Source organism: Psychrobacillus insolitus (assembly GCF_003254155.1).
Classification (GTDB): domain Bacteria; phylum Bacillota; class Bacilli; order Bacillales_A; family Planococcaceae; genus Psychrobacillus; species Psychrobacillus insolitus.
In genome coordinates, this window is record NZ_QKZI01000004.1 from 132,962 (window position 1) to 151,279 (window position 18,318).

16 protein-coding genes and 1 pseudogene are annotated in these 18,318 nt (G+C 37.8%); 7 read left to right on the forward strand and 10 right to left on the reverse strand.

The window, feature by feature from the left end; genetic code table 11:
- Window position 1: 1 nt before the first annotated feature.
- A complete protein-coding gene (locus C7437_RS11120) occupies window positions 2–679 on the reverse strand; it encodes a DUF4386 domain-containing protein (RefSeq protein WP_111439761.1) in 678 nt (225 codons plus the stop codon).
- A gap of 142 nt (window positions 680–821) precedes the next feature.
- Here C7437_RS11120 and C7437_RS11125 point away from each other — a divergent pair, with 142 nt between their 5' ends.
- Window positions 822–1,217, forward strand: coding sequence for a pyrimidine dimer DNA glycosylase/endonuclease V (locus C7437_RS11125; RefSeq protein ID WP_111439763.1), 396 nt, complete (start codon window positions 822–824; stop codon window positions 1,215–1,217).
- A 65-nt stretch (window positions 1,218–1,282) separates the two neighbouring features.
- Here C7437_RS11125 and splB read toward each other — a convergent pair whose 3' ends face one another.
- The 7 genes from splB to C7437_RS11150 all read right to left on the reverse strand — a co-directional run bounded on the left by splB (window position 1,283) and on the right by C7437_RS11150 (window position 9,304).
- Window positions 1,283–2,311: a spore photoproduct lyase gene (splB, locus tag C7437_RS11130; RefSeq protein WP_111439765.1), complete on the reverse strand. Its 1,029-nt coding sequence runs from the start codon at window positions 2,309–2,311 to the stop codon at window positions 1,283–1,285.
- Window positions 2,312–2,538: 227 nt separating this feature from the next.
- A complete protein-coding gene (locus tag C7437_RS17340; protein ID WP_281269952.1) occupies window positions 2,539–2,661 on the reverse strand; it encodes a hypothetical protein in 123 nt (40 codons plus the stop codon).
- A 182-nt stretch (window positions 2,662–2,843) separates the two neighbouring features.
- Complete coding sequence (locus C7437_RS11135) at window positions 2,844–3,833, reverse strand: virulence RhuM family protein (protein WP_111439767.1); 990 nt, start codon at window positions 3,831–3,833, stop codon at window positions 2,844–2,846.
- Window positions 3,834–3,900: 67 nt separating this feature from the next.
- Window positions 3,901–5,880, reverse strand: a complete 1,980-nt coding sequence (lexA, locus tag C7437_RS11140) for a transcriptional repressor LexA (RefSeq protein WP_245909276.1) — start codon at window positions 5,878–5,880, stop codon at window positions 3,901–3,903.
- A gap of 26 nt (window positions 5,881–5,906) precedes the next feature.
- Complete coding sequence (locus C7437_RS17200) at window positions 5,907–6,329, reverse strand: UvrD-helicase domain-containing protein (RefSeq protein WP_245909277.1); 423 nt, start codon at window positions 6,327–6,329, stop codon at window positions 5,907–5,909.
- Between the two features lie 483 nt (window positions 6,330–6,812).
- Window positions 6,813–8,177 (reverse strand): M20/M25/M40 family metallo-hydrolase, encoded by a 1,365-nt coding sequence (locus C7437_RS11145; RefSeq protein WP_111439768.1) that lies wholly within the window; start codon window positions 8,175–8,177, stop codon window positions 6,813–6,815.
- A 128-nt stretch (window positions 8,178–8,305) separates the two neighbouring features.
- Window positions 8,306–9,304, reverse strand: a complete 999-nt coding sequence (locus C7437_RS11150) for a hypothetical protein (RefSeq protein ID WP_111439770.1) — start codon at window positions 9,302–9,304, stop codon at window positions 8,306–8,308.
- Between the two features lie 234 nt (window positions 9,305–9,538).
- Between C7437_RS11150 and C7437_RS11155 the strand changes: the two genes are divergently transcribed.
- On the forward strand, window positions 9,539–9,976 hold the full coding sequence (locus C7437_RS11155) for a ribosomal maturation YjgA family protein (RefSeq protein WP_111439772.1): 438 nt from the start codon (window positions 9,539–9,541) through the stop codon (window positions 9,974–9,976).
- Window positions 9,977–10,259: 283 nt separating this feature from the next.
- Here the strand turns inward: C7437_RS11155 and C7437_RS11160 are convergent, their stop codons facing one another.
- Window positions 10,260–10,625 (reverse strand): DUF779 domain-containing protein, encoded by a 366-nt coding sequence (locus C7437_RS11160; RefSeq protein WP_245909278.1) that lies wholly within the window; start codon window positions 10,623–10,625, stop codon window positions 10,260–10,262.
- Window positions 10,591–12,111, reverse strand: a complete 1,521-nt coding sequence (gene exaC / locus C7437_RS11165) for an acetaldehyde dehydrogenase ExaC (RefSeq protein WP_111439775.1) — start codon at window positions 12,109–12,111, stop codon at window positions 10,591–10,593. The genes C7437_RS11160 and exaC overlap by 35 nt, the downstream gene beginning before the upstream one ends.
- A gap of 271 nt (window positions 12,112–12,382) precedes the next feature.
- Between exaC and C7437_RS11170 the strand changes: the two are divergent.
- From C7437_RS11170 to C7437_RS11190, 5 genes and pseudogenes are all read left to right on the forward strand, one after another.
- Window positions 12,383–13,870 (forward strand): annotated as a pseudogene (locus tag C7437_RS11170) (aldehyde dehydrogenase family protein).
- 382 nt (window positions 13,871–14,252) lie between these two features.
- On the forward strand, window positions 14,253–15,305 hold the full coding sequence (locus tag C7437_RS11175; RefSeq protein ID WP_111439777.1) for an iron-siderophore ABC transporter substrate-binding protein: 1,053 nt from the start codon (window positions 14,253–14,255) through the stop codon (window positions 15,303–15,305).
- Window positions 15,298–16,338 carry a FecCD family ABC transporter permease gene (locus C7437_RS11180; RefSeq protein WP_111439778.1) on the forward strand — a complete coding sequence of 347 codons (1,041 nt, stop codon included), beginning with the start codon at window positions 15,298–15,300 and terminating at the stop codon, window positions 16,336–16,338. The genes C7437_RS11175 and C7437_RS11180 overlap by 8 nt, the downstream gene beginning before the upstream one ends.
- Window positions 16,335–17,366 carry a FecCD family ABC transporter permease gene (locus C7437_RS11185; RefSeq protein ID WP_111439780.1) on the forward strand — a complete coding sequence of 344 codons (1,032 nt, stop codon included), beginning with the start codon at window positions 16,335–16,337 and terminating at the stop codon, window positions 17,364–17,366. The genes C7437_RS11180 and C7437_RS11185 overlap by 4 nt, the downstream gene beginning before the upstream one ends.
- Window positions 17,366–18,172: an ABC transporter ATP-binding protein gene (locus C7437_RS11190; protein ID WP_111439781.1), complete on the forward strand. Its 807-nt coding sequence runs from the start codon at window positions 17,366–17,368 to the stop codon at window positions 18,170–18,172. Before C7437_RS11185 ends, C7437_RS11190 begins: the two co-directional genes overlap by 1 nt.
- Window positions 18,173–18,318: the final 146 nt, after the last annotated feature.

An 18,318-nucleotide genomic window follows, 5' to 3' on the forward strand; every position in this document is an offset into this window, starting at 1 on the left:
GTCACGACTTTTTCGTGACTTTTCCACCTTTGAATAACAGCCATAATCCAAATCCTAACTCCCCTACGATCATCGGTACATTAAAAATAAGTTCCATTGTTGAGATGATATTTTGTTCGATAAGTAATGCTTTGCCTAGATGAATAACGATATAGCCTATCGCAGCAATTACTAACAAAATAGAAAAAATTTTAGGGATACTATAGGATTGGAAAGCAATCCACCCCACCACTAGTAGATGCACACCAAAAACAATTAATCCAACAGACCAAATCACCTCAAATGCTTCCAAGTAAAATGTAACATTTGCTTGAAATTCACCTGTTACTGATCCAGTATTTACGAGCAGTAATACAAAGAGCAAATTTAAAATGGCAATACCTAATATTGTTGCATACGTAAGGCGCAACCATGAAGACAGTAATGCTAACGCCTGATTAACTGGCTTTAGGAAAATATAAAATGACCAGGCAACAATTACGTCCAGGATCAAGACAACAATCCACCCTACTATTTCAGCTTTGAACAGCATAATGGATGAAGTGACACTCTGATATGTTGTGCTTACATCACCATATACGACCAGGCTATTATGGACATATCCATAAGAAAATCCTGCAACAAGGGCCATAATGATAAGCGCGATGCCCGAAGTAATAGCAGCTGTTCTCAAATTCATTTCATTCTTTGGTGAACTAATAATAAAATACCCTCCTATTATTGTTTTAATTTTATTGTAATAGAAGGGTTAATATGTTTCATTGACTTAAATCAAGACTAGTAAAAGTGAAGTTTTTATCGATTGAACAGGAGATGATTTTTTGCGTTTATGGCATCAGAGTTTACTAAGCGTTTTACCAAAATCCCAGCTGTTAGCACAGTGGCGTGAATTAAATAGTATTTTTGCAAAGGAAAACCGTCATATTTTGATTAATTATATTTATGACTATTCAAAAGATGATTTGTTTACCTATACCCAAATGGTTCTGCATGAAATGCGCTCACGCGAAATAAATATTCGCACGGTTGATAAAATGGAACGTTACTTCGCAGATGGACCTTTTGAGAAGGTAACCCATCCATTCGTGCACCATCACAACAAGGAATATTTTGAGATATGTTATTTTAATCTAAAAGAAAAATTTATGCGCGGACAGAAGGATTTTGATACGGAGCGCTTTGAGGCTTTGAAGAAGATATATGAAACGATGGAGTGAGACATTAAACGGGAGAAAAAGCGTAAAGCCCCAGTTCCCTGGAGCTTTACGCTTTTTCTAATGGCTCAAGTAAAATACTCTAACTTCGCATTCGGAAAGTACTTTTCCATATAGCCGTATAGATGAGACTTTATTTCATCCTCTTCGTCCTTTTGGTAAATATACTTACCGATTCCATACTTGCCCCATTTGTAACGTCTTTTTTCTTCATCTAACTCCAATTTTGTCTTCGGATAATTCTTTTCAATCACTTTTTTCGCAGGTTTCGTAAATCGATGTTGAATGAATTCAAATGTAATATCATCCCTTGCATCTTGCGGTAATTCCTCGTCCAGTCGTTCAAACATGTGACGGTAGCCTTCTTCCCAGCCATCATGAAGGTAAATGGGAGCAACGATAAATCCTAATGGGTAGCCAGCTCTTGCCACTTTCGCTGCAGCCTCAATTCTTTTATCCAGAGGAGAAGTGCCAGGCTCGAAATTTTTAATGACATAGTCAGCATTTATGCTAAATCGGAATCGCGTATTACCGTTATGTTTGGCGTCCAATAAATGATCGACAAAATGGAATTTCGTCACAAAACGTAGCCTGCCTAGTTCTGTTTGACCAATATGTTCAATTGCTCTTTTTAATGAGTGGGTCAAGTGATCAATCCCCACAATATCGGATGTACACGCAGCTTCGAACCGGGTAATCTCAGGTGCACGTTCTTCAATGTAGCGATCCGCCGCTTCGAAAATTTCCTCGACGTTAACGTAAGTTCGAATATATGGTTTGCTACCCATCGTCGTTTGCAAATAACAATAATGACAATGCCCCATACATCCTGTCGCAAGAGGGATTGCATATTCGGCTGATGGCTTAGACGTATCGAATTTCAACGTTTTTCGAATGCCTACGACTAAGGTAGATTTGGCAATACGATATTTTTGAGCGTCCGTTTCACCCGGCAAATCCCGAATTTGATTGTGCGAAGTTGTAAAGCGCGTTTCAATCCCCATTTTCTCGAACTTTTCCTTCAGTTCTTTTCCAAGCGGATAATCCAGTGCATTGGGTTCAAAATAAACAAGCTGTGGTATGAAGGGTTTATTCATAACTGCGAACTACCTAATCCATAATTATTGTCCATTTAATCACCTTTCTCTTTTTTATAGCTTGTCTTAAAAGTGAGAAATTATGAAAATGGACTTAATTTCGGGTGAGTGTTCACGAATTGACTGCTCCTGTGTAGCAAACCAAAAAGAAAGGTTAAATATTCTCGTTTGTTCGAACTAACACGAATATTTCTTAAACAGGGCCATTTTTCACGGGGTCACTTCACTTATTGGGTCAAGACTTCATTTCCGTTTTTTCTTTCGAGAAGCAGCGTTTTTCCCTTTTGGGAGCTCATGCCACCTTTTGCCCATAAATAATTCTGCCAGCGGATAAAATGTTTCCAATTCATCTAGCACCAGATCTCCTTCAAAGAAAGTTTGTTGATCGCCTGTCAGATTCTGAAATTCAAGAGCCAGTTCTTCATAAATTTACCTTCCAGGAACAACTGAAATTTGTGTTGTTCATTTATATAATACCTCCTGACATATTGCTACTATCCATTATAATTAATCGTTTTTTCATGACTATACTTCAGAGTTTCTTCTGCTCTAAAAACTTATCAAAATCATCTTTTTTAGGCTCGGACAATCGTTTCTTATGAAAAATTCCATATTGTTCACCCGCTAATTGTTCTGCTACTTGTTTGCTAACCTTTCCAGCATTCGCGAGAATTTCATGTTCATTGAACTCTAAAAAGGCATCCAGTTTTTGAATCCAATCTTTCATGTACATTGGTTTTTGTTTTTCCGCTTGTGATTCAGCATAGTCTAAATACATCGTAACAATTCTATTTAAGCCTTTTATTTCATTTTCCGTCAAGTAATTTTTTGCAACTTTGACATCCTCAAGTCTTATCTTATCGCCCTTCCAAGTTGTTAAGCCCATATTTTCTTTTGATGCATCAGCTCGTAACTTTATTAACTCTGCAGCTGTGTAACCGTGAATTGCGAAGTGAAGTTTATTTTGCACAGTTGCAAAAAACTCTCGCGTTATTTGTTCATTTGGATTGTAGTCGATTGAGGTTGCATATATGTCTGTAATTTTGTTATAAAATCGTTTCTCAGATGCACGAATGTCACGAATACGTTCGAGCAACTCATCAAAATAATCTTGTCCTAAATTACGAACTTCTTTTAATCGTTCATCATCCATCGTGAAACCTTTAACAATAAATTCATTTAAGCGTTCTGTAGCCCATTGACGAAATTGTGAACCACGATGTGAACGAACGCGATAACCTATAGCCAAAATCATCTCTAAATTGTAGAAAGTTACTTCACGTTCTACCTCTCGTGATCCTTCATTTTGAACTATCCGGTTTTTCCGAATAGTTGCTTCTTCACTAAGTTCACCTTCGCTATAAATGTTTTTAATATGTTCATTTATAGTAGATATACCTTTTTGAAATAGTTCTGAAATTCCTTTTTGTGTCATCCAGACCGTTTCACCTTCTAACCGAACTTGAATCCTAGTATTGCCACTTTCTGTTTGAAACATCAAAAAGCTTGTTTCATTTTCCATCTAATCACCCCTGCTTACTAATTTCTTTCAATTGTTTTTTGTTCCCTGTTTCAAAAACAAAGAATTATTAGCATTTCATAACCCCAATAACCTTTCCATTGATCAACACATCATCTTTCTTCATCTGAATCGGCTCATATTTTTCATTTTCGGAGATGAGAAGTATGGAGTCACCCATAGGCATAAATTTCTTCATTGTCGCTTCTTCGTCAACGATGGCAATGACAATATCCCCATTGGACGCAGATTGCTGACGATTAACGATGACGACATCACCTTTGTCAATTCCGGCACCTTTCATACTATCTCCTGTCACAATGAGTGCGAATGAGTCTAATTCTGATACTACCCATTCTTTAGGAAGTATAATGGAAGAATCATATTCGATATTAACGGTGATGGGGACACCTGCAGCTACGTTACCAATCAGCGGAACACTGCACTTCGTTTCATAGTTCACAAACATACCTGAATCTAAGTCTGTAATTTCCACTACTTCTTCATTATCCAGATCAGTGGCAACGCTATATTTTTTATGATTTTTCAAATTTACATACATTCTTCTATTCTTCGTTTCAGGCAAAAATTGCGGTTGGCATTTCGGCAGGTCATTTAGAATCTCACCAGATCGATCCATACAAATCACATTGAGCCCATCTGTGACGACTCCATATCGCACCCGTGAATCTGTATCTATATATGATTTTAATTGCTCGGCTGCATCTTTTATTCCACTTCCGAACTGTTTGACCTCGATGAACATATACGGCAGTAATTCGCCATTCACATAAATATGCACAACAATATCTACATAGCCTTTTCTAGAAAATTGCTGAACTGGAAACTCTAGCTCGAGTAGCTCGAGTGGATATCCATACGTTTTATGAAGCTCCCGAATTAACCATTGGCGCACTACTTCTTCTTTGGAATTCAAGTCATGTATTTGGTCCTTTAATTGATAATCTTGAATTCCTATAGATTGAAATGGGCGTAACTGGCAGTCGCGGTGCATGCGAAGGTACTCAAAGTTCATTTGTTTAATGAATTTGGAAGGCTTTTTAACGGAAGACATATACAATAATTCGCTTGCCCGTGTCATTCCCACATACAATAGTTTCCGCTCTTCTGACTCCATCGTCTCTTCATCATCCAGCTCATACAATTTCGAATTCGGGATAACCCCATCATTCAAATCTATTAAAAAGATGACTTTAAACTCCAGGCCTTTTATAGAATGCATGGTCACCAATTTCACTTTATCCGATTCAAAATTGGCTTCCGAAGATTGAAGAATTTCACATGCGATTCCTGCACTTGCTAACCCTTGACTCATACTCTCAATGAGTCTTTTTTCTTTTGCTACAATACATATTTCTGAAGGTAGATAATCATTCGTAAGTATCTGAATTTCTTTTAACAAAAAGCTGATTTGATCTTGGTTTGTTGTAAAAAAACGATAAATTGGCGGATGGCCATGGCGATCTATTAATGATGGTTTTACAAAGTCTATATTTGTATTAATGGTAGAATCATTTTCTATAAGCTGAAAGGCCGCCTTTGAAATTTCAGTAGTCGTGCGATAATTTTTACTAAGCATTCTCGATTTCCCACTCATATCGTACCCAATCGATGTGTAGGGTCTACCTTTTCCAAGCCATGATTGTGAATAAATACTCTGTGTATTATCTGCAACAAAAAGGATCGATGAATACGCTTTCTCCCGATAAATACATTTTATAAACTCAAGTTGTACTTTCGTCAAATCTTGGCTTTCATCTATTATAATATGCGTATATTTTCCATGATTGATTTGCTGTGCTTCCTGGAGAGCCATTAAATTCATTTGTTTAAATGTGACGTATCCCTCTTTGGCAAGCATGTCATTAAACGTTTCCATTAACTCAAAGATAGACTCACGAATATCCGAATTTTTAGATAGTTTCTGAGGTGTTCCGTTCGCTCCCGTTGCTCGTCCAATTCGATCGATTTGTTGATAAGTTTCCAAATCTTCAATTTGACATGCACTGATCCAAGTTACTTCATCCAATAAAAAAACACTATTTTTTGGCGTTATTATTTTATTTTTAGGATATTTTTGTTGCGCACTATGTATTGCCTTACCATTATCTTATGCTCTAACAAGTTATTGGAGGTTTTTAATGAAAGTTTCATACGACGCATATACTGCGTGAAGTATTTATACATAATACTATCGATCGTTACAATTTTTACCTCACTATCGTTCGAAAATAGCTTTTCATAGTTTTGTTCTTCCTCGGCAAGCTTATGATATTGATATTTGATATAATGCAGTAATGTTTTATTGTAAGTGACGAGTAGAATCGTATCCTCTTCTTCGGGACTATAGTGATTTTGTAAAAAAGAAATGCGTCTAACCGCCACAGTCGTCTTTCCTGACCCAGCAACTCCCTTAACCATCATATGTCCATTAGGCTCTAGCTCCACTATCCTTCTTTGCTCCATATTCAGTTTCATCCTGCCACCTCCGTTCTTTTAATAACTCGTAGAATCATCTTGTCTCTATATTGGTAATTGATTAGGTATATAGCAACATATTCCCAAGATCCAGCAAATACTTTGACTAGTATTAACCAAGTATTATCTTTTTACTTACATATTTCTAATTATACCGTATTTAGCTGGTTATGTTGATTACTGAATGTCTATGTTCATACATGCATACAAGCGTGAAGCGTTCTCTGAAAAACTGCGAAAACCAAAAATGAGCAAAATGGACATACAACATAATTTGAAATAAGCGCAAATACAGGAGAAAAGCCCCTTTTTGCACTTATTTACGGATAAGTCGTATGCTCAAATTGCTTGATTTTGAAAATCATTGGTAATAAATTTAGGTAAAATATTATGCGTGTGGAAATTGTAGGTGTCTATTTGTTATTGATTGTTTATAACCATGTAGGTCTTGGTATTTTTGGGGGTTCTAGGCGGATGTTTGTATTAACTTCCCACCATACTTCTTTCAGCACGTACCCACTTCGCTGCATGTGCTAATCTTCTTGAACTTGCTAGCAACTCTAGCACCAATTCATAAGTGCCGTAATTTGCTTCCACATCTAGTTGTTCATTTTCTGTGTGTTCAGATTTGTATCCTGCTGAAAGGTTTATACTTTGAATTTCGTTATGTGCCCAAACTACAGTGTCACTAGAGCCTCCTGTTGTTACTTTCCAATGCGGCATTCCTGCTTCTTTTGCGATTCTTTCTGTGACATTTCCAAATCGTTGATTACAAAATTGTTGGCCTAAATAATTAGAAGTTACGATGTCACCATTACCGCGGCGGTCGATGACAAATGCCATATTAATGTCCCATAGGAATGCTTCATTTACTTCGTAGGCTCCTACTAAACCAATCTCTTCTTCTACAGTGAAAATGTATTTGATCGTCCCGTTAAAGTCTTTTTCTGTTAGCGATTTAGCAATCGCTAGAATGACATTGATACCCGCGCGGTCATCTGCTCCTAAAATGCCTTCGCTAGATTTCCAAATGTTATTTTCTTTTAAAATTTCTCTTTCTGGTGAAATTTCTTCTACCGTATCTAAATGAGCATTCAATAAAATAGTTGGGCCATCACCGAATCGTTTGATTGCTAGGACATTTCCTGCATTATCCGTTGTTAATTTGTCCACGTAAGGTGTAATTTCGTTCATAACATGTTTGCGAATTTGTCCTTCATCTCCACTAGCACCAGGAATATTTAACAGTGTTTCTAGTTGTTCATTGAATACTTCCTTGCTTAGTACACTTGTATATTCTTTATACATTTGTTTTGCCTCCTCTAATGTGATGAATGATAAAGTTTCTCCAAATTGCGGTAATAACTCACGGCTGTTCCGAATGAAGATTCCTTGTTCATTGAATCCATATGGTAATTGGATGAAGTCGAATAGGACTTGTGCTTGATTTTTAAATTTTGCATTTTGAAAGCTGATTCTTGCAGCACGTTTCCCATGACCATCACAAGACATGACCGTCAAGCACTCTAATCGATTCAGTTGTGTCACGATACCCTTGATATAAACGTCCACTTTTGAAAGAGGCAAGTCTTTCAAGAAGTAAAGCATTTCCGTTCTACCATTCGTTAACTTTTTCAATTCCTCTACGAATTTTTCTTCTGTCACAGGCGCTGAATTAATGATTAGTTCTTTTTCATTCATATAGAAATCTACATCTAGCTGCTCCAATACCTTTCTTAAAAATTGATGATTTGCCTCATTCATTCTAAAAACAAGAAATCCCTTTTCTGTCGAAGTCATTTGAAATCCGTAACGTGTGAATAGTGATTGCCATTGTTTGTTTTGCATGTAGCATCTCTCCTCTTTGGTTTATAACCTAAGTATAGAGAAGTCACTATGACATCCTTGTCATAGGAAAATAGCATAATAAAAACTGCTTTGCCTCCGATAATAAATCAGAAGCAAAGCAGTTTTATTTATAATGAATAATCTTCACGTGCAACGATGTAGAAATCTAATGGTTCTATTTTGTACCTTTCTCTACCTGGAATTGCTTTAATAAGTGTTCGTGAATATCCACTTTCATGCAAAGCTGCATTTAACCGAACAACTCTTTGAGAATATGTATTCCACTTCAATCCAAGTTCATCGAGATCATTTAGAGATAAAGGCAAATCCTTTTTGCTCATTATTAAGAGCTGCTTTAATAAATCACTTAAAGTACCAGTTAATGGATTCCCTGCATCTTCTCCCCTTTGAACAAAAGGCCTATCTTCTACAAAACTAAGAATTAATTGCTCCCCTTCTAAGTTATCTAGTAACCTTTCATATTCGACTTTTGAAATGCCTCGTTCTCCATTATTAGTAATCATCATAAATTCAGTTTTATTTAACTCCGCTTTTAAATTACCCAATAATTTTTCGATACTAATTCCTTCTACGGGTAATGCTAACGAGTCTTTATTTAGTTTATTTGCTTCGTTTAATGCTTCTTTTGCAATTTGTGCAGCACAGTAGCCAATGTAAAGTTTGGCTTTAATAATTTGATCTTCGGACAATGGAAAATTTATATTTCCCCGTGGATACGTCTGTGCTTGAATTGCATCTTGAAAATGAGTAATTGCTAGTAACCAATTGTTTTTATCATATTGTAAAAACGCGTATCTATAGGAAGCTTCTGGATTTTCTCTATCAAGTTCTAGAATACTTTTATATTGAGTCACTGCAACATTTCTATCTTGATAAACATCGGATTTTATATGAAATGCATGGCTCATCATTTCTTTGATGTAGGAAGTTTTTTCTTGTTCATTAAATATATCGGAAATGTATTTTAATCTATTTATTTTCTTTTCTACACTACCTATTCTAATTTCATTATTTTCTTTTTTCATTTCCTCCGTTAATTGGAGTTCTAGCTGTTCAAGTTGTTCTAAACCTTTTTTTATCTGACGCGTTCTTGTCTGCCTGTTCATACAACCAGCCCCTCTACTATAAAATGGAATTATACATATTATATAGTGTTTTTATGGCCCCTGTGTCAAAACAACTCGAACACTATTTCGAATTATTTGCAAAGCACGGTCATTCACTTATTTTCAGCATCTAGCATAAGAGCTTTTTTATGGCAATCAGTTCCTTGTACTGCTTTGTAAACTGTATGTATACTTAATATGTGAATACAAATATGATGCTAGAGAGTGATTCTAATGACTTCTAAGATAAATCGTTACCGTAATAAGAGGATAATTTATTTACTAGCTGTAGTCATGATAATTTTGTTAGGCCTAGCATCCAGAAAATATAGCCACCTACTTCTGTTATTCGTAGCACAAAACTCTGGTGATATACTGTGGGCCATGATGGTCTATTTCGGATTCCGTTTTTTATTGGTGAGCAAGTCCTTATATACTGCGGTATTTTTTAGTTTAGCATTTAGTTTCGGAATTGAATGCAGTCAGCTATATCAAGAAAAATGGATCAATCAAATTCGAGGAACATCTCTCGGGGCATTGATACTGGGCAAAGGTTTTCTATTTGTGGATCTAATACGATATACAGTAGGAATTATGATTGCTGTTGTCTTGGATAGGGTGTTTGTTTGTTCCATGTATTGGAAAAAGATTCGGAACAATTTTAAAAAGTGAGCACCTAACAATTTGTTAGGTGCTCACTTTTTATTTATCTGGTCACATTTTTTTCTATCCGGTCGTATTTTTGTTTATCTGGTCACAAGTTTTTCTATCCGGTCACATTTTTTTCTATCCGGTCGTATTTTATTTTATCCGGTCACAACTTTTTCTATCCGGTCGTATTTTTTTCTATTCGGCCACAAATTTTATGTTCCTAATTTTTTTGTAATACAGGGACATTTATGATTCCATAGAAAAATACCCTTTGCGTCAAAGTCGACGCAAAGGGTATTTTTATTTATTTCTCCAGGATTATAGAGCGAATAATAAAAGACATATCTTTCGTACTTTCTAGTGAAAAGGAATTTCCCATACCATTTTGCACATCAACGACAATTTGCAAATGCTGCCAGTAAGAGTAGTTTGAGGTATGCATATAATACGGTACGTTCATTACTGTTCCTATTTGTTCATCCTGGCTACCAAGATAAAAGTCACCCTCTGTCATACAGATTGGTGAAGTCCCATCACAGCAACCTTCTGAATGAACAAATATAAGATTACCGTGTTGTTCCTGCAATTGCTTGATCAAGTCTTGGGCTGCTCTTGTTGCAATGACTTTCTCCACTTTAGAAGAAGCCCATTGATCCTTTATTGTAGCCAACTAAAATACATTTTGTTTGTTGATAATGGCCAAGCATCATTAAGTGGTTTTCACGACCGATACCTGATTGCTTGTATCCACCGAATGCAGCATGTGCTGGATATTGGTGATATGTGTTAGTCCATACACGACCTGCTTGTACTGCACGACCTGCACGGTAAGCAATTTCGCCACTACGTGACCATATACCAGCACCTAAGCCGTATATTGTATCGTTTGCAATTTCAATTGCATCGTCAAAGTCTTTAAATGTTGTAACAGCTAGTACTGGTCCAAATATTTCTTCTTGGAAGATGCGCATTTTGTTATTACCTTTGAACACAGTCGGTGCCACATAGTAACCTTCAGATTGATCGCCGTCTAATTTGTTTTGGTGACCGCCGATTAATAATTCAGCGCCTTCTTCTTTACCGATTTCAATATAAGAAAGGATTTTATCCATTTGTTGTTTAGAAGCTTGTGAACCCATCATTGTTTCAGTGTCTAGTGGGTTACCAATTTTAATCGCTTTCACACGCTCTAATACTTTTTCCATGAATTTATCGTAAATTGATTCATGTATTAATGCACGTGTAGGAGCTGTACAAATTTCACCTGAGTTAAGGGCAAATAATACGAATCCTTCAATAGCTTTGTCTAAATACTCATCATCTGCATCCATTACGTCAGCGAAGAAGATATTTGGTGATTTACCACCAAGTTCTAAAGTGACAGGAATAATGTTTTCTGTTGCATATTGCATAATTGAGCGTCCTACAGCTGTTGAACCAGTAAATGCAATTTTAGCGATACGTGGGTTAGATGCAAGTGGTTTCCCAACTTCTAATCCTGTACCTTGAACGATGTTTAATACACCTTTTGGTAAAATATCTTGGATTAACTCAATTAATACACACATAGAAGCTGGTGTTTGCTCAGCCGGTTTCATAACGATGCAGTTTCCTGCCGCTAATGCTGGAGCAATTTTCCATGATGCCATAAGTAGTGGGAAGTTCCAAGGAATAATTTGACCAACAACGCCTAGTGGTTCACTGTAGTGATAAGCTACTGTATCACCATCGATTTCACTAATGCCGCCTTCTTGTGCACGAATAACACCCGCGAAGTAACGGAAGTGATCGACCATTAAAGGAAGATCCGCATTTAATGTTTCACGTACTGCTTTACCATTGTCCCATGTTTCAGCAACAGCAATTGTTTCAAGATTTGCTTCAATACGATCCGCAATTTTATTTAAAATTTGTGAACGGTAAGAAACTGTAGTTTTACCCCAAGCATCTTTTGCAGCGTGTGCAGCATCTAGTGCTAGCTCAACATCCTCTGCTGAAGAGCGTGGTACAGAAGTAAATACTTTACCTGTTACTGGAGATATTACATCTAGGTATTGCCCTTTTACTGGTGCAACCCATTCCCCGCCAATGAAATTTTGATATTGTTCTTTAAAGTTTACTAAAGAACCTTCTGTATTTGGATTTGCATATATCATCGTATAGTTCCTCCTAAGATTTGTATGTGTATGTGTATTTGTCATGTAATAAACAAGTAGTAGAAAGTATAAAAATCCCACTACTATTTTAGTATACTACTATATTTAGTAAACGCTTTCTTTTTCAATTTTCTAGAAATTTTATGTTCCCTGTGTCAGGAAAAACTCGACTAAAATTCTGAATCGCTTGTAACACAGGGTCACTCAAGAGTGATATAATTATGTTTATATTCTGAATTCAACTACAATTCTACTAAAGGGGTGCTATAAGATGGAGAATACTTTACAAAAAGGCAAGGTAGAAAAGTTTTTACAGTTAAACAAAAGCTATATTAATGGTCAATGGGTCGATGGGGACGGAAATGAAACTGTTACCATTTTGAATCCTTATAACAATAAAACATTAACAGAAGTACAAATTGCGTCTAAACAACAAGTGGAAGAAGCGTATATATATGCTCAAGATGCGCATTTAGAGTGGGGAGAAAATGCAGCATTACGCAAAGACGTGTTCCAAAAGGCCGCGAAATTTTTTGAAAATAACAAAGAAGAGATTCTGCATCTATTAGCTATTGAAACAGGTAGCGCACCGTTTAAAGCATAGTTAGAATATAATATTACACTAGGGATTTTTAAAGCTTATGGCAGTATTATTGATAAAGCCTATGAAAAATGGAATCCAGATACCGAGTTTATGCCAGGTAAAGTAAATGAAATTCATCGCTTACCTTTAGGCGTTACTTCATCTATCGCGCCGTTTAACTTCCCTCTTTACTTATCATTACGAGGGATCCTGCCAGCCCTAGCTCTAGGAAATGCAGTAGTTCATAAAGCGGATATTCAAGTTGGAATCGTTTCGGGTTCATTAATTGCCAAGGCTTTTGAAGAAGCAGGCATTCCAGCAGGTGTATTCACTTCTCTATTAACAACGCCACAAGAAATTGGCGACTTAATGTTAGAAGATCCGCGTGTGAAACTAATTGCGTTTACAGGTTCAACACCAGTTGGGCGCCACATATCGACAATTGCTGGTAAAAACTTTAAACGCGTGGCATTAGAACTAGGCGGAAACGCACCATTCGTAGTGCTAGAAGATGCAGAGGTCAATCAAGCAGTCAATGCTGCTATTTTTGGTAAATACCTACATCAAGGACAAATCTGTATGATCATTAACCGAATTATCGTACATGAAAAGCATTACGATGAATTTACAACAAAATTTGTAGAACGCGCAAAAAACCTACCATATGGTGACCCATTAAATCCAAATACGGTTATAGGACCGCTTATCAATCAGATACAGTTAGAAAAAGCAATTAAAAACGTGGAAAAAGCAAAAAATGCCGGTGCAGATGTTTTACTAGAAGGTAAAGTCGAAGGCAATGTTATGACACCTTATGTATTTGGAAATGTTGATAACTTAAGTGAAATTGCCCAAACGGAATTATTCGGTCCAATCGCATTAATCGTTAAAGCAACGAGCGACGAAGAAGCCATTGCATTCGCAAACGATACGGAGTTCGGGTTAAGCTCTGCTATATTTACTAGCAACATTGAAAAAGGACGCGAATATGCACTAGGGCTTGAATTCGGTATGACTCACATCAATGACCAAACAGTAAACGACTTACCGAATGCCCCGTTTGGCGGTATGCGAAACTCAGGTACTGGACGCTTTGGAGTCCCATTTGTCATTGACGAATTCACACAATTGAAATGGATATCTATCCAAGAAGAAAAGCGGAAGTATCCGTTTTAATTTCGAGATGTTAACTGAGTTGAAATAAATGTAAGAAAGTGAGCTCCTAACAAATTGTTAGGAGCTCACTTTTTATTTATCTGGTCATATTTTTGTTTATACGGTCACAAAGTTTTTTATCCGGTTGTAAAAGCGACTGGCATGTTTAGGTTTATTCCCCAATGTTGGATAAATATTCATTGACAACCCAGCAAAAAGAATATAGATTAAGAGAACAACGTTGATAATGATAATTATTATCAATCGTACATAGGAGGGCAAAACTAATAAATTTCATCCTCCGGTCGCGACCAGCACCTGTGGGGAAAACTCTCGAATGTTTCCATGTTTCACCAAGTAACAGAAAGAAAAAATACAGTTTATGAAAAGGAAGATTAGACAAATGAATGCAAAGAGAAAATACTCATTAACAACATTACTAATTTTGGCTATGGCTATGTTACTACTAGTTGGCTGTTCAGATCAGAAATCAAGTTCAACATCTAAAGCAAAAACACCCACTTCAGAAGATGCAAATTCTGAATATCCGATCGTAATCAAGCATGCGCTTGGAGAAACTATAATTGAAAGCAAGCCTGAACGAGTGGCTACAGTCCAATGGGCTAATCATGATGTTGCCCTTTCTCTGGGAGTTGTACCTGTAGGCTTCTCAGCAGCGAATTTTGGTGTTCAGGATGACAGCGGTCTTTTGCCTTGGACAGCTAAAAAGCTCGAGGAACTCGGCGTGAAGGATCCAAATGTTTTCCAGGATACGGATGGCCTTGATTTTGAAGCGATTTCAGATTCAAACCCAGACGTAATTCTTGCATCTTACTCCGGTATAACACAGGAAGACTACGATCTTCTTAGTGAAATCGCTCCAGTTGTCGCATATCCAACCGCTCCATGGGCAACGACATGGCGTGAGCAAGTTAATTTAAATGCAGCAGGTATGGGCATGAAAGAGGAAGGCGAACAACTCATTAAGGAAACAGAAGACATAGTTAACGAAAAGCTAAGCAAATATCCTCAGATTAAAGATAAAAGAGTTGTTTGGGTCAATTTTTCAGCTGAAGACATGTCTAAATTGCATATTTATACACCTGCAGACTCTCGTGGTGCTTTCCTACAAGAGCTAGGGATGGTTTATCCTGAAAGTGTTATAGAACAAATTACGGACCCGACTAGTTACTCCTTAAAATTAAGCACTGAGAATGCTGAGGCTCTTTACGATGCTGATATATTAATTGGATATGGTAATGACGAGTTGTATCAAGCCATCAAAGCAGATCCAGTTCTAGGTAAAATTCCTGCGATCCAAAGAGGTTCTGTTGCGTTTATTGATAGTGATTCACCTTTAGTAGCTGCTGGAACCCCAAATCCACTTTCGATTATTTATACAATCGACGATTACCTGGAATTAATTGGAGAAGCTATTAACAAGTTAGATGAATAGTTCATCGATTTCTAAAATAAAAAAACCAAGCTTAAATACTCCAAGAAATTTTACGTTGGTCCTAATTATTTGTTTTATCTTGCTAGGGGTGTGCGTGTTTGCATCCCTAGTTTTAGGTTCTCGACTGGTCGGATTAAATGAAGTGATTGATGGTTTATTTCACTCAAACATAGACTCCTACGAAGCAAATGTGGTTCGCAAGAGGATTTCACGAACAGTTTTCAGTCTACTTTGTGGTGCAGCCCTTGGAGTTTCCGGAGCGCTTATGCAAGCGGTCACTCGCAACCCAATTGCAGATCCGAGCATACTAGGAGTTAATACAGGTGCAACATTGTTTATTGTTTGCGGAATTGCCTTCTTAAACATAAGCACTGCAAATGAATACATATGGCTAGCTTTAGCTGGGTCGGCAATCACTGCTGTTTTCGTATTTGGAATAGGCTCTATGGGGCGTAGTGGCGCCACGCCCATTAAGCTTGTTTTGGCTGGAGCGGCCACAAGTGCGGCCCTTTCGTCTCTAGTCCTTGCAATAATGATTCCACGTTCTCATGTCATGGATGAATTTAGATTTTGGCAAGTGGGAAGTGTCGGTTCAGGAAACTGGAGCTCCATTACGACTTTTATCCCCTTTCTAATAATCGGAATACTGATAGCTATTATTTCTGCCCCTGCGTTGAATGCATTGGCTTTGGGGGATGATGTTGCGACTGGACTGGGCGTTCGAACAGGAATACTGAGGCTTTTTGCAGCTTTTTCGGCTGTTCTATTGTGCGGTGCGGCAACTGCATTGGCTGGGCCTATTGGTTTTGTCGGACTTTTATCGACTCACGTCATGCGCCTTATTCTTGGCCCAGACCTACGTTTTGTTATACCGATGTCAGCTATTTCAGGTGCAATCATTTTGACTATATCAGATGTAGTCGGCAGGCTCATTGGTAGCCCTGGAGAGCTTGAAGTCGGTGTAGTTACAGCATTTATAGGGGCTCCTATACTAATAATACTTGCTATGCGATCGAAAGTGAGTTCACTATGAAAAATGAATCTATTGAGTTTATTATGACGGGCAGACGTCAAAGACACCGCCGCTGGATACTTGTTACCAGCTCCCTAGCAGTACTTTCATTCATTCTTTGCTGTGCAATGCTTTTACTGGGGAACACGATCTATCCCGTAATGGATGTAATCCGAGCGCTTTCAGGAGAACAAATACAAGGGGCTTCTTTTGCGGTTAATACCATACGTCTCCCAAGAATGCTGGCAGGGCTTTTTGCCGGATTTGCTTTCGGCATTGCCGGAAACACCTTTCAAACTATGTTACGCAATCCACTTGCCAACCCAAATGTAATCGGTATTACCACTGGCTCGAGCGCGGCGGCTGTTTTTTGCATTGTCATACTTCATACTAGCGGAGCTATTGTTTCCATTGCTTCCGTGATTGCCGGTCTTGCTACAGTAGTACTAATTTACATATTATCTAGGGGAAATTCATTTTCAATCGGGAGATTAATCCTTATCGGGATAGGCATACAGGCCATGCTTGGTGCTTTAATATCCTATCTTCTACTGGTCGGCGCAGAACAAGATCTCCCTGCAGCGTTCAGATGGCTCAGTGGAAGCCTAAATGGCTCAGAAATGCACGAGCTTCCACCTCTGATGCTATCTGTTTTCATATGTACGCCTATCGTTATAATGCTTGGAAAACACCTAAGTATATTGGAACTTGGAGAACAGTCGGCCACTTCTCTCGGAGTGAACACGAACAAGACAAGAATTATGCTTATTGTTAGTTCTGTCTGCATGATTTCCCTTGCTACCGCTACCACGGGACCAATAGCATTTGTCTCCTTCCTTTCTGGACCGATTGCCAAAAGACTAGTCGGAGTTGGCTTCTCAAACGTAATTCCCGCAGGTCTTGTTGGCGTTAATTTAGTTTTGGCCGCAGATCTAATCGGACAATTTGCTTTTGTAGCCAGATATCCTGTGGGCATCATAACTGGAATAATCGGAGCACCATATCTGATCTTCTTGCTAATCCGAATGAATCGAAGAGGAGAATTATAATGAAACCGACACATGTTTTTCAAGCGGAAGAAATAGTAGCGGGCTATGATAATAAAACAGTCATCCAAGGAGTTAGTCTTGCTATCCCCAGTAATAAAATAAGCGTTATTATTGGAGCAAACGCCTGCGGAAAGTCTACGCTTATTAAAACACTATCAAGACTTATAAAGCCTATATCTGGAAAAATAACACTTGATGGAAAACTGATCAGCAAAATCCCATCAAAACAATTAGCTCGAATTTTAGGACTGCTACCGCAATCTCCCATTGTCCCAGAAGGAATTTCTGTCGCAGATTTAGTTGGACGAGGAAGGTTCCCGCACCAATCATTGCTCAGTGGTTGGACAAAAAAGGATTATGAGGCAGTCGCCGAAGCTATGAGAATTATGGATATAACTGAGCTTGCAAACAATAATATTGATGAGCTTTCAGGCGGACAAAGACAACGTGTCTGGATCGCAATGGCTCTGGCGCAACAAACGGACATTTTATTTCTTGATGAACCGACAACCTTTTTAGATATCACATATCAAATCGAAATTCTTGACCTACTCACAGACCTTAACCGAAAGCACGGAACTACGATTGTCATGGTTCTTCATGATATTAACTTGTCCGCGCGTTATGCAGACTATATTTTTGCGCTCCGTAAAGGAAAGCTAATAGTTGAGGGTGAACCATCAAAGGTTATTACAAGCACATTAGTTAAAGACATTTTCGGGCTCGATTGCCTGGTGATAAAAGATCCGGTTTCAGGCTCTCCTTTTACCATACCCAAAGGACGATATCATGTTAATGATGAGTGATTAGTTTTATGTTCTCTGTATTTCAAACAACTTCGGAAGAATGAAAAAAGTGAGCTCCCAACAATTTGTTAGGAGCTCACTTTTTTATTTATCCGGTCGTATTTTGTTTTATCCGGTCACAAGTTTTTCTATCCGGTCGTATTTTT

Coding starts and splice junctions, on each gene's coding strand:
- C7437_RS11120 (WP_111439761.1), bottom strand. CDS start 679: ATGAATTTGAGAACAGCTGCTATTACTTCGGGCATCGCGCTTATCATT.
- splB (WP_111439765.1), bottom strand. CDS start 2,311: ATGAATAAACCCTTCATACCACAGCTTGTTTATTTTGAACCCAATGCA.
- C7437_RS17340 (WP_281269952.1), bottom strand. CDS start 2,661: ATGAATTGGAAACATTTTATCCGCTGGCAGAATTATTTATGGGCAAAA.
- C7437_RS11135 (WP_111439767.1), bottom strand. CDS start 3,833: ATGGAAAATGAAACAAGCTTTTTGATGTTTCAAACAGAAAGTGGCAAT.
- C7437_RS17200 (WP_245909277.1), bottom strand. CDS start 6,329: ATGAAACTGAATATGGAGCAAAGAAGGATAGTGGAGCTAGAGCCTAAT.
- C7437_RS11145 (WP_111439768.1), bottom strand. CDS start 8,177: ATGCAAAACAAACAATGGCAATCACTATTCACACGTTACGGATTTCAA.
- C7437_RS11150 (WP_111439770.1), bottom strand. CDS start 9,304: ATGAACAGGCAGACAAGAACGCGTCAGATAAAAAAAGGTTTAGAACAA.
- C7437_RS11155 (WP_111439772.1), top strand. CDS start 9,539: ATGACTTCTAAGATAAATCGTTACCGTAATAAGAGGATAATTTATTTA.
- exaC (WP_111439775.1), bottom strand. CDS start 12,111: ATGATATATGCAAATCCAAATACAGAAGGTTCTTTAGTAAACTTTAAA.
- C7437_RS11175 (WP_111439777.1), top strand. CDS start 14,253: ATGAATGCAAAGAGAAAATACTCATTAACAACATTACTAATTTTGGCT.
- C7437_RS11180 (WP_111439778.1), top strand. CDS start 15,298: ATGAATAGTTCATCGATTTCTAAAATAAAAAAACCAAGCTTAAATACT.
- C7437_RS11185 (WP_111439780.1), top strand. CDS start 16,335: ATGAAAAATGAATCTATTGAGTTTATTATGACGGGCAGACGTCAAAGA.
- C7437_RS11190 (WP_111439781.1), top strand. CDS start 17,366: ATGAAACCGACACATGTTTTTCAAGCGGAAGAAATAGTAGCGGGCTAT.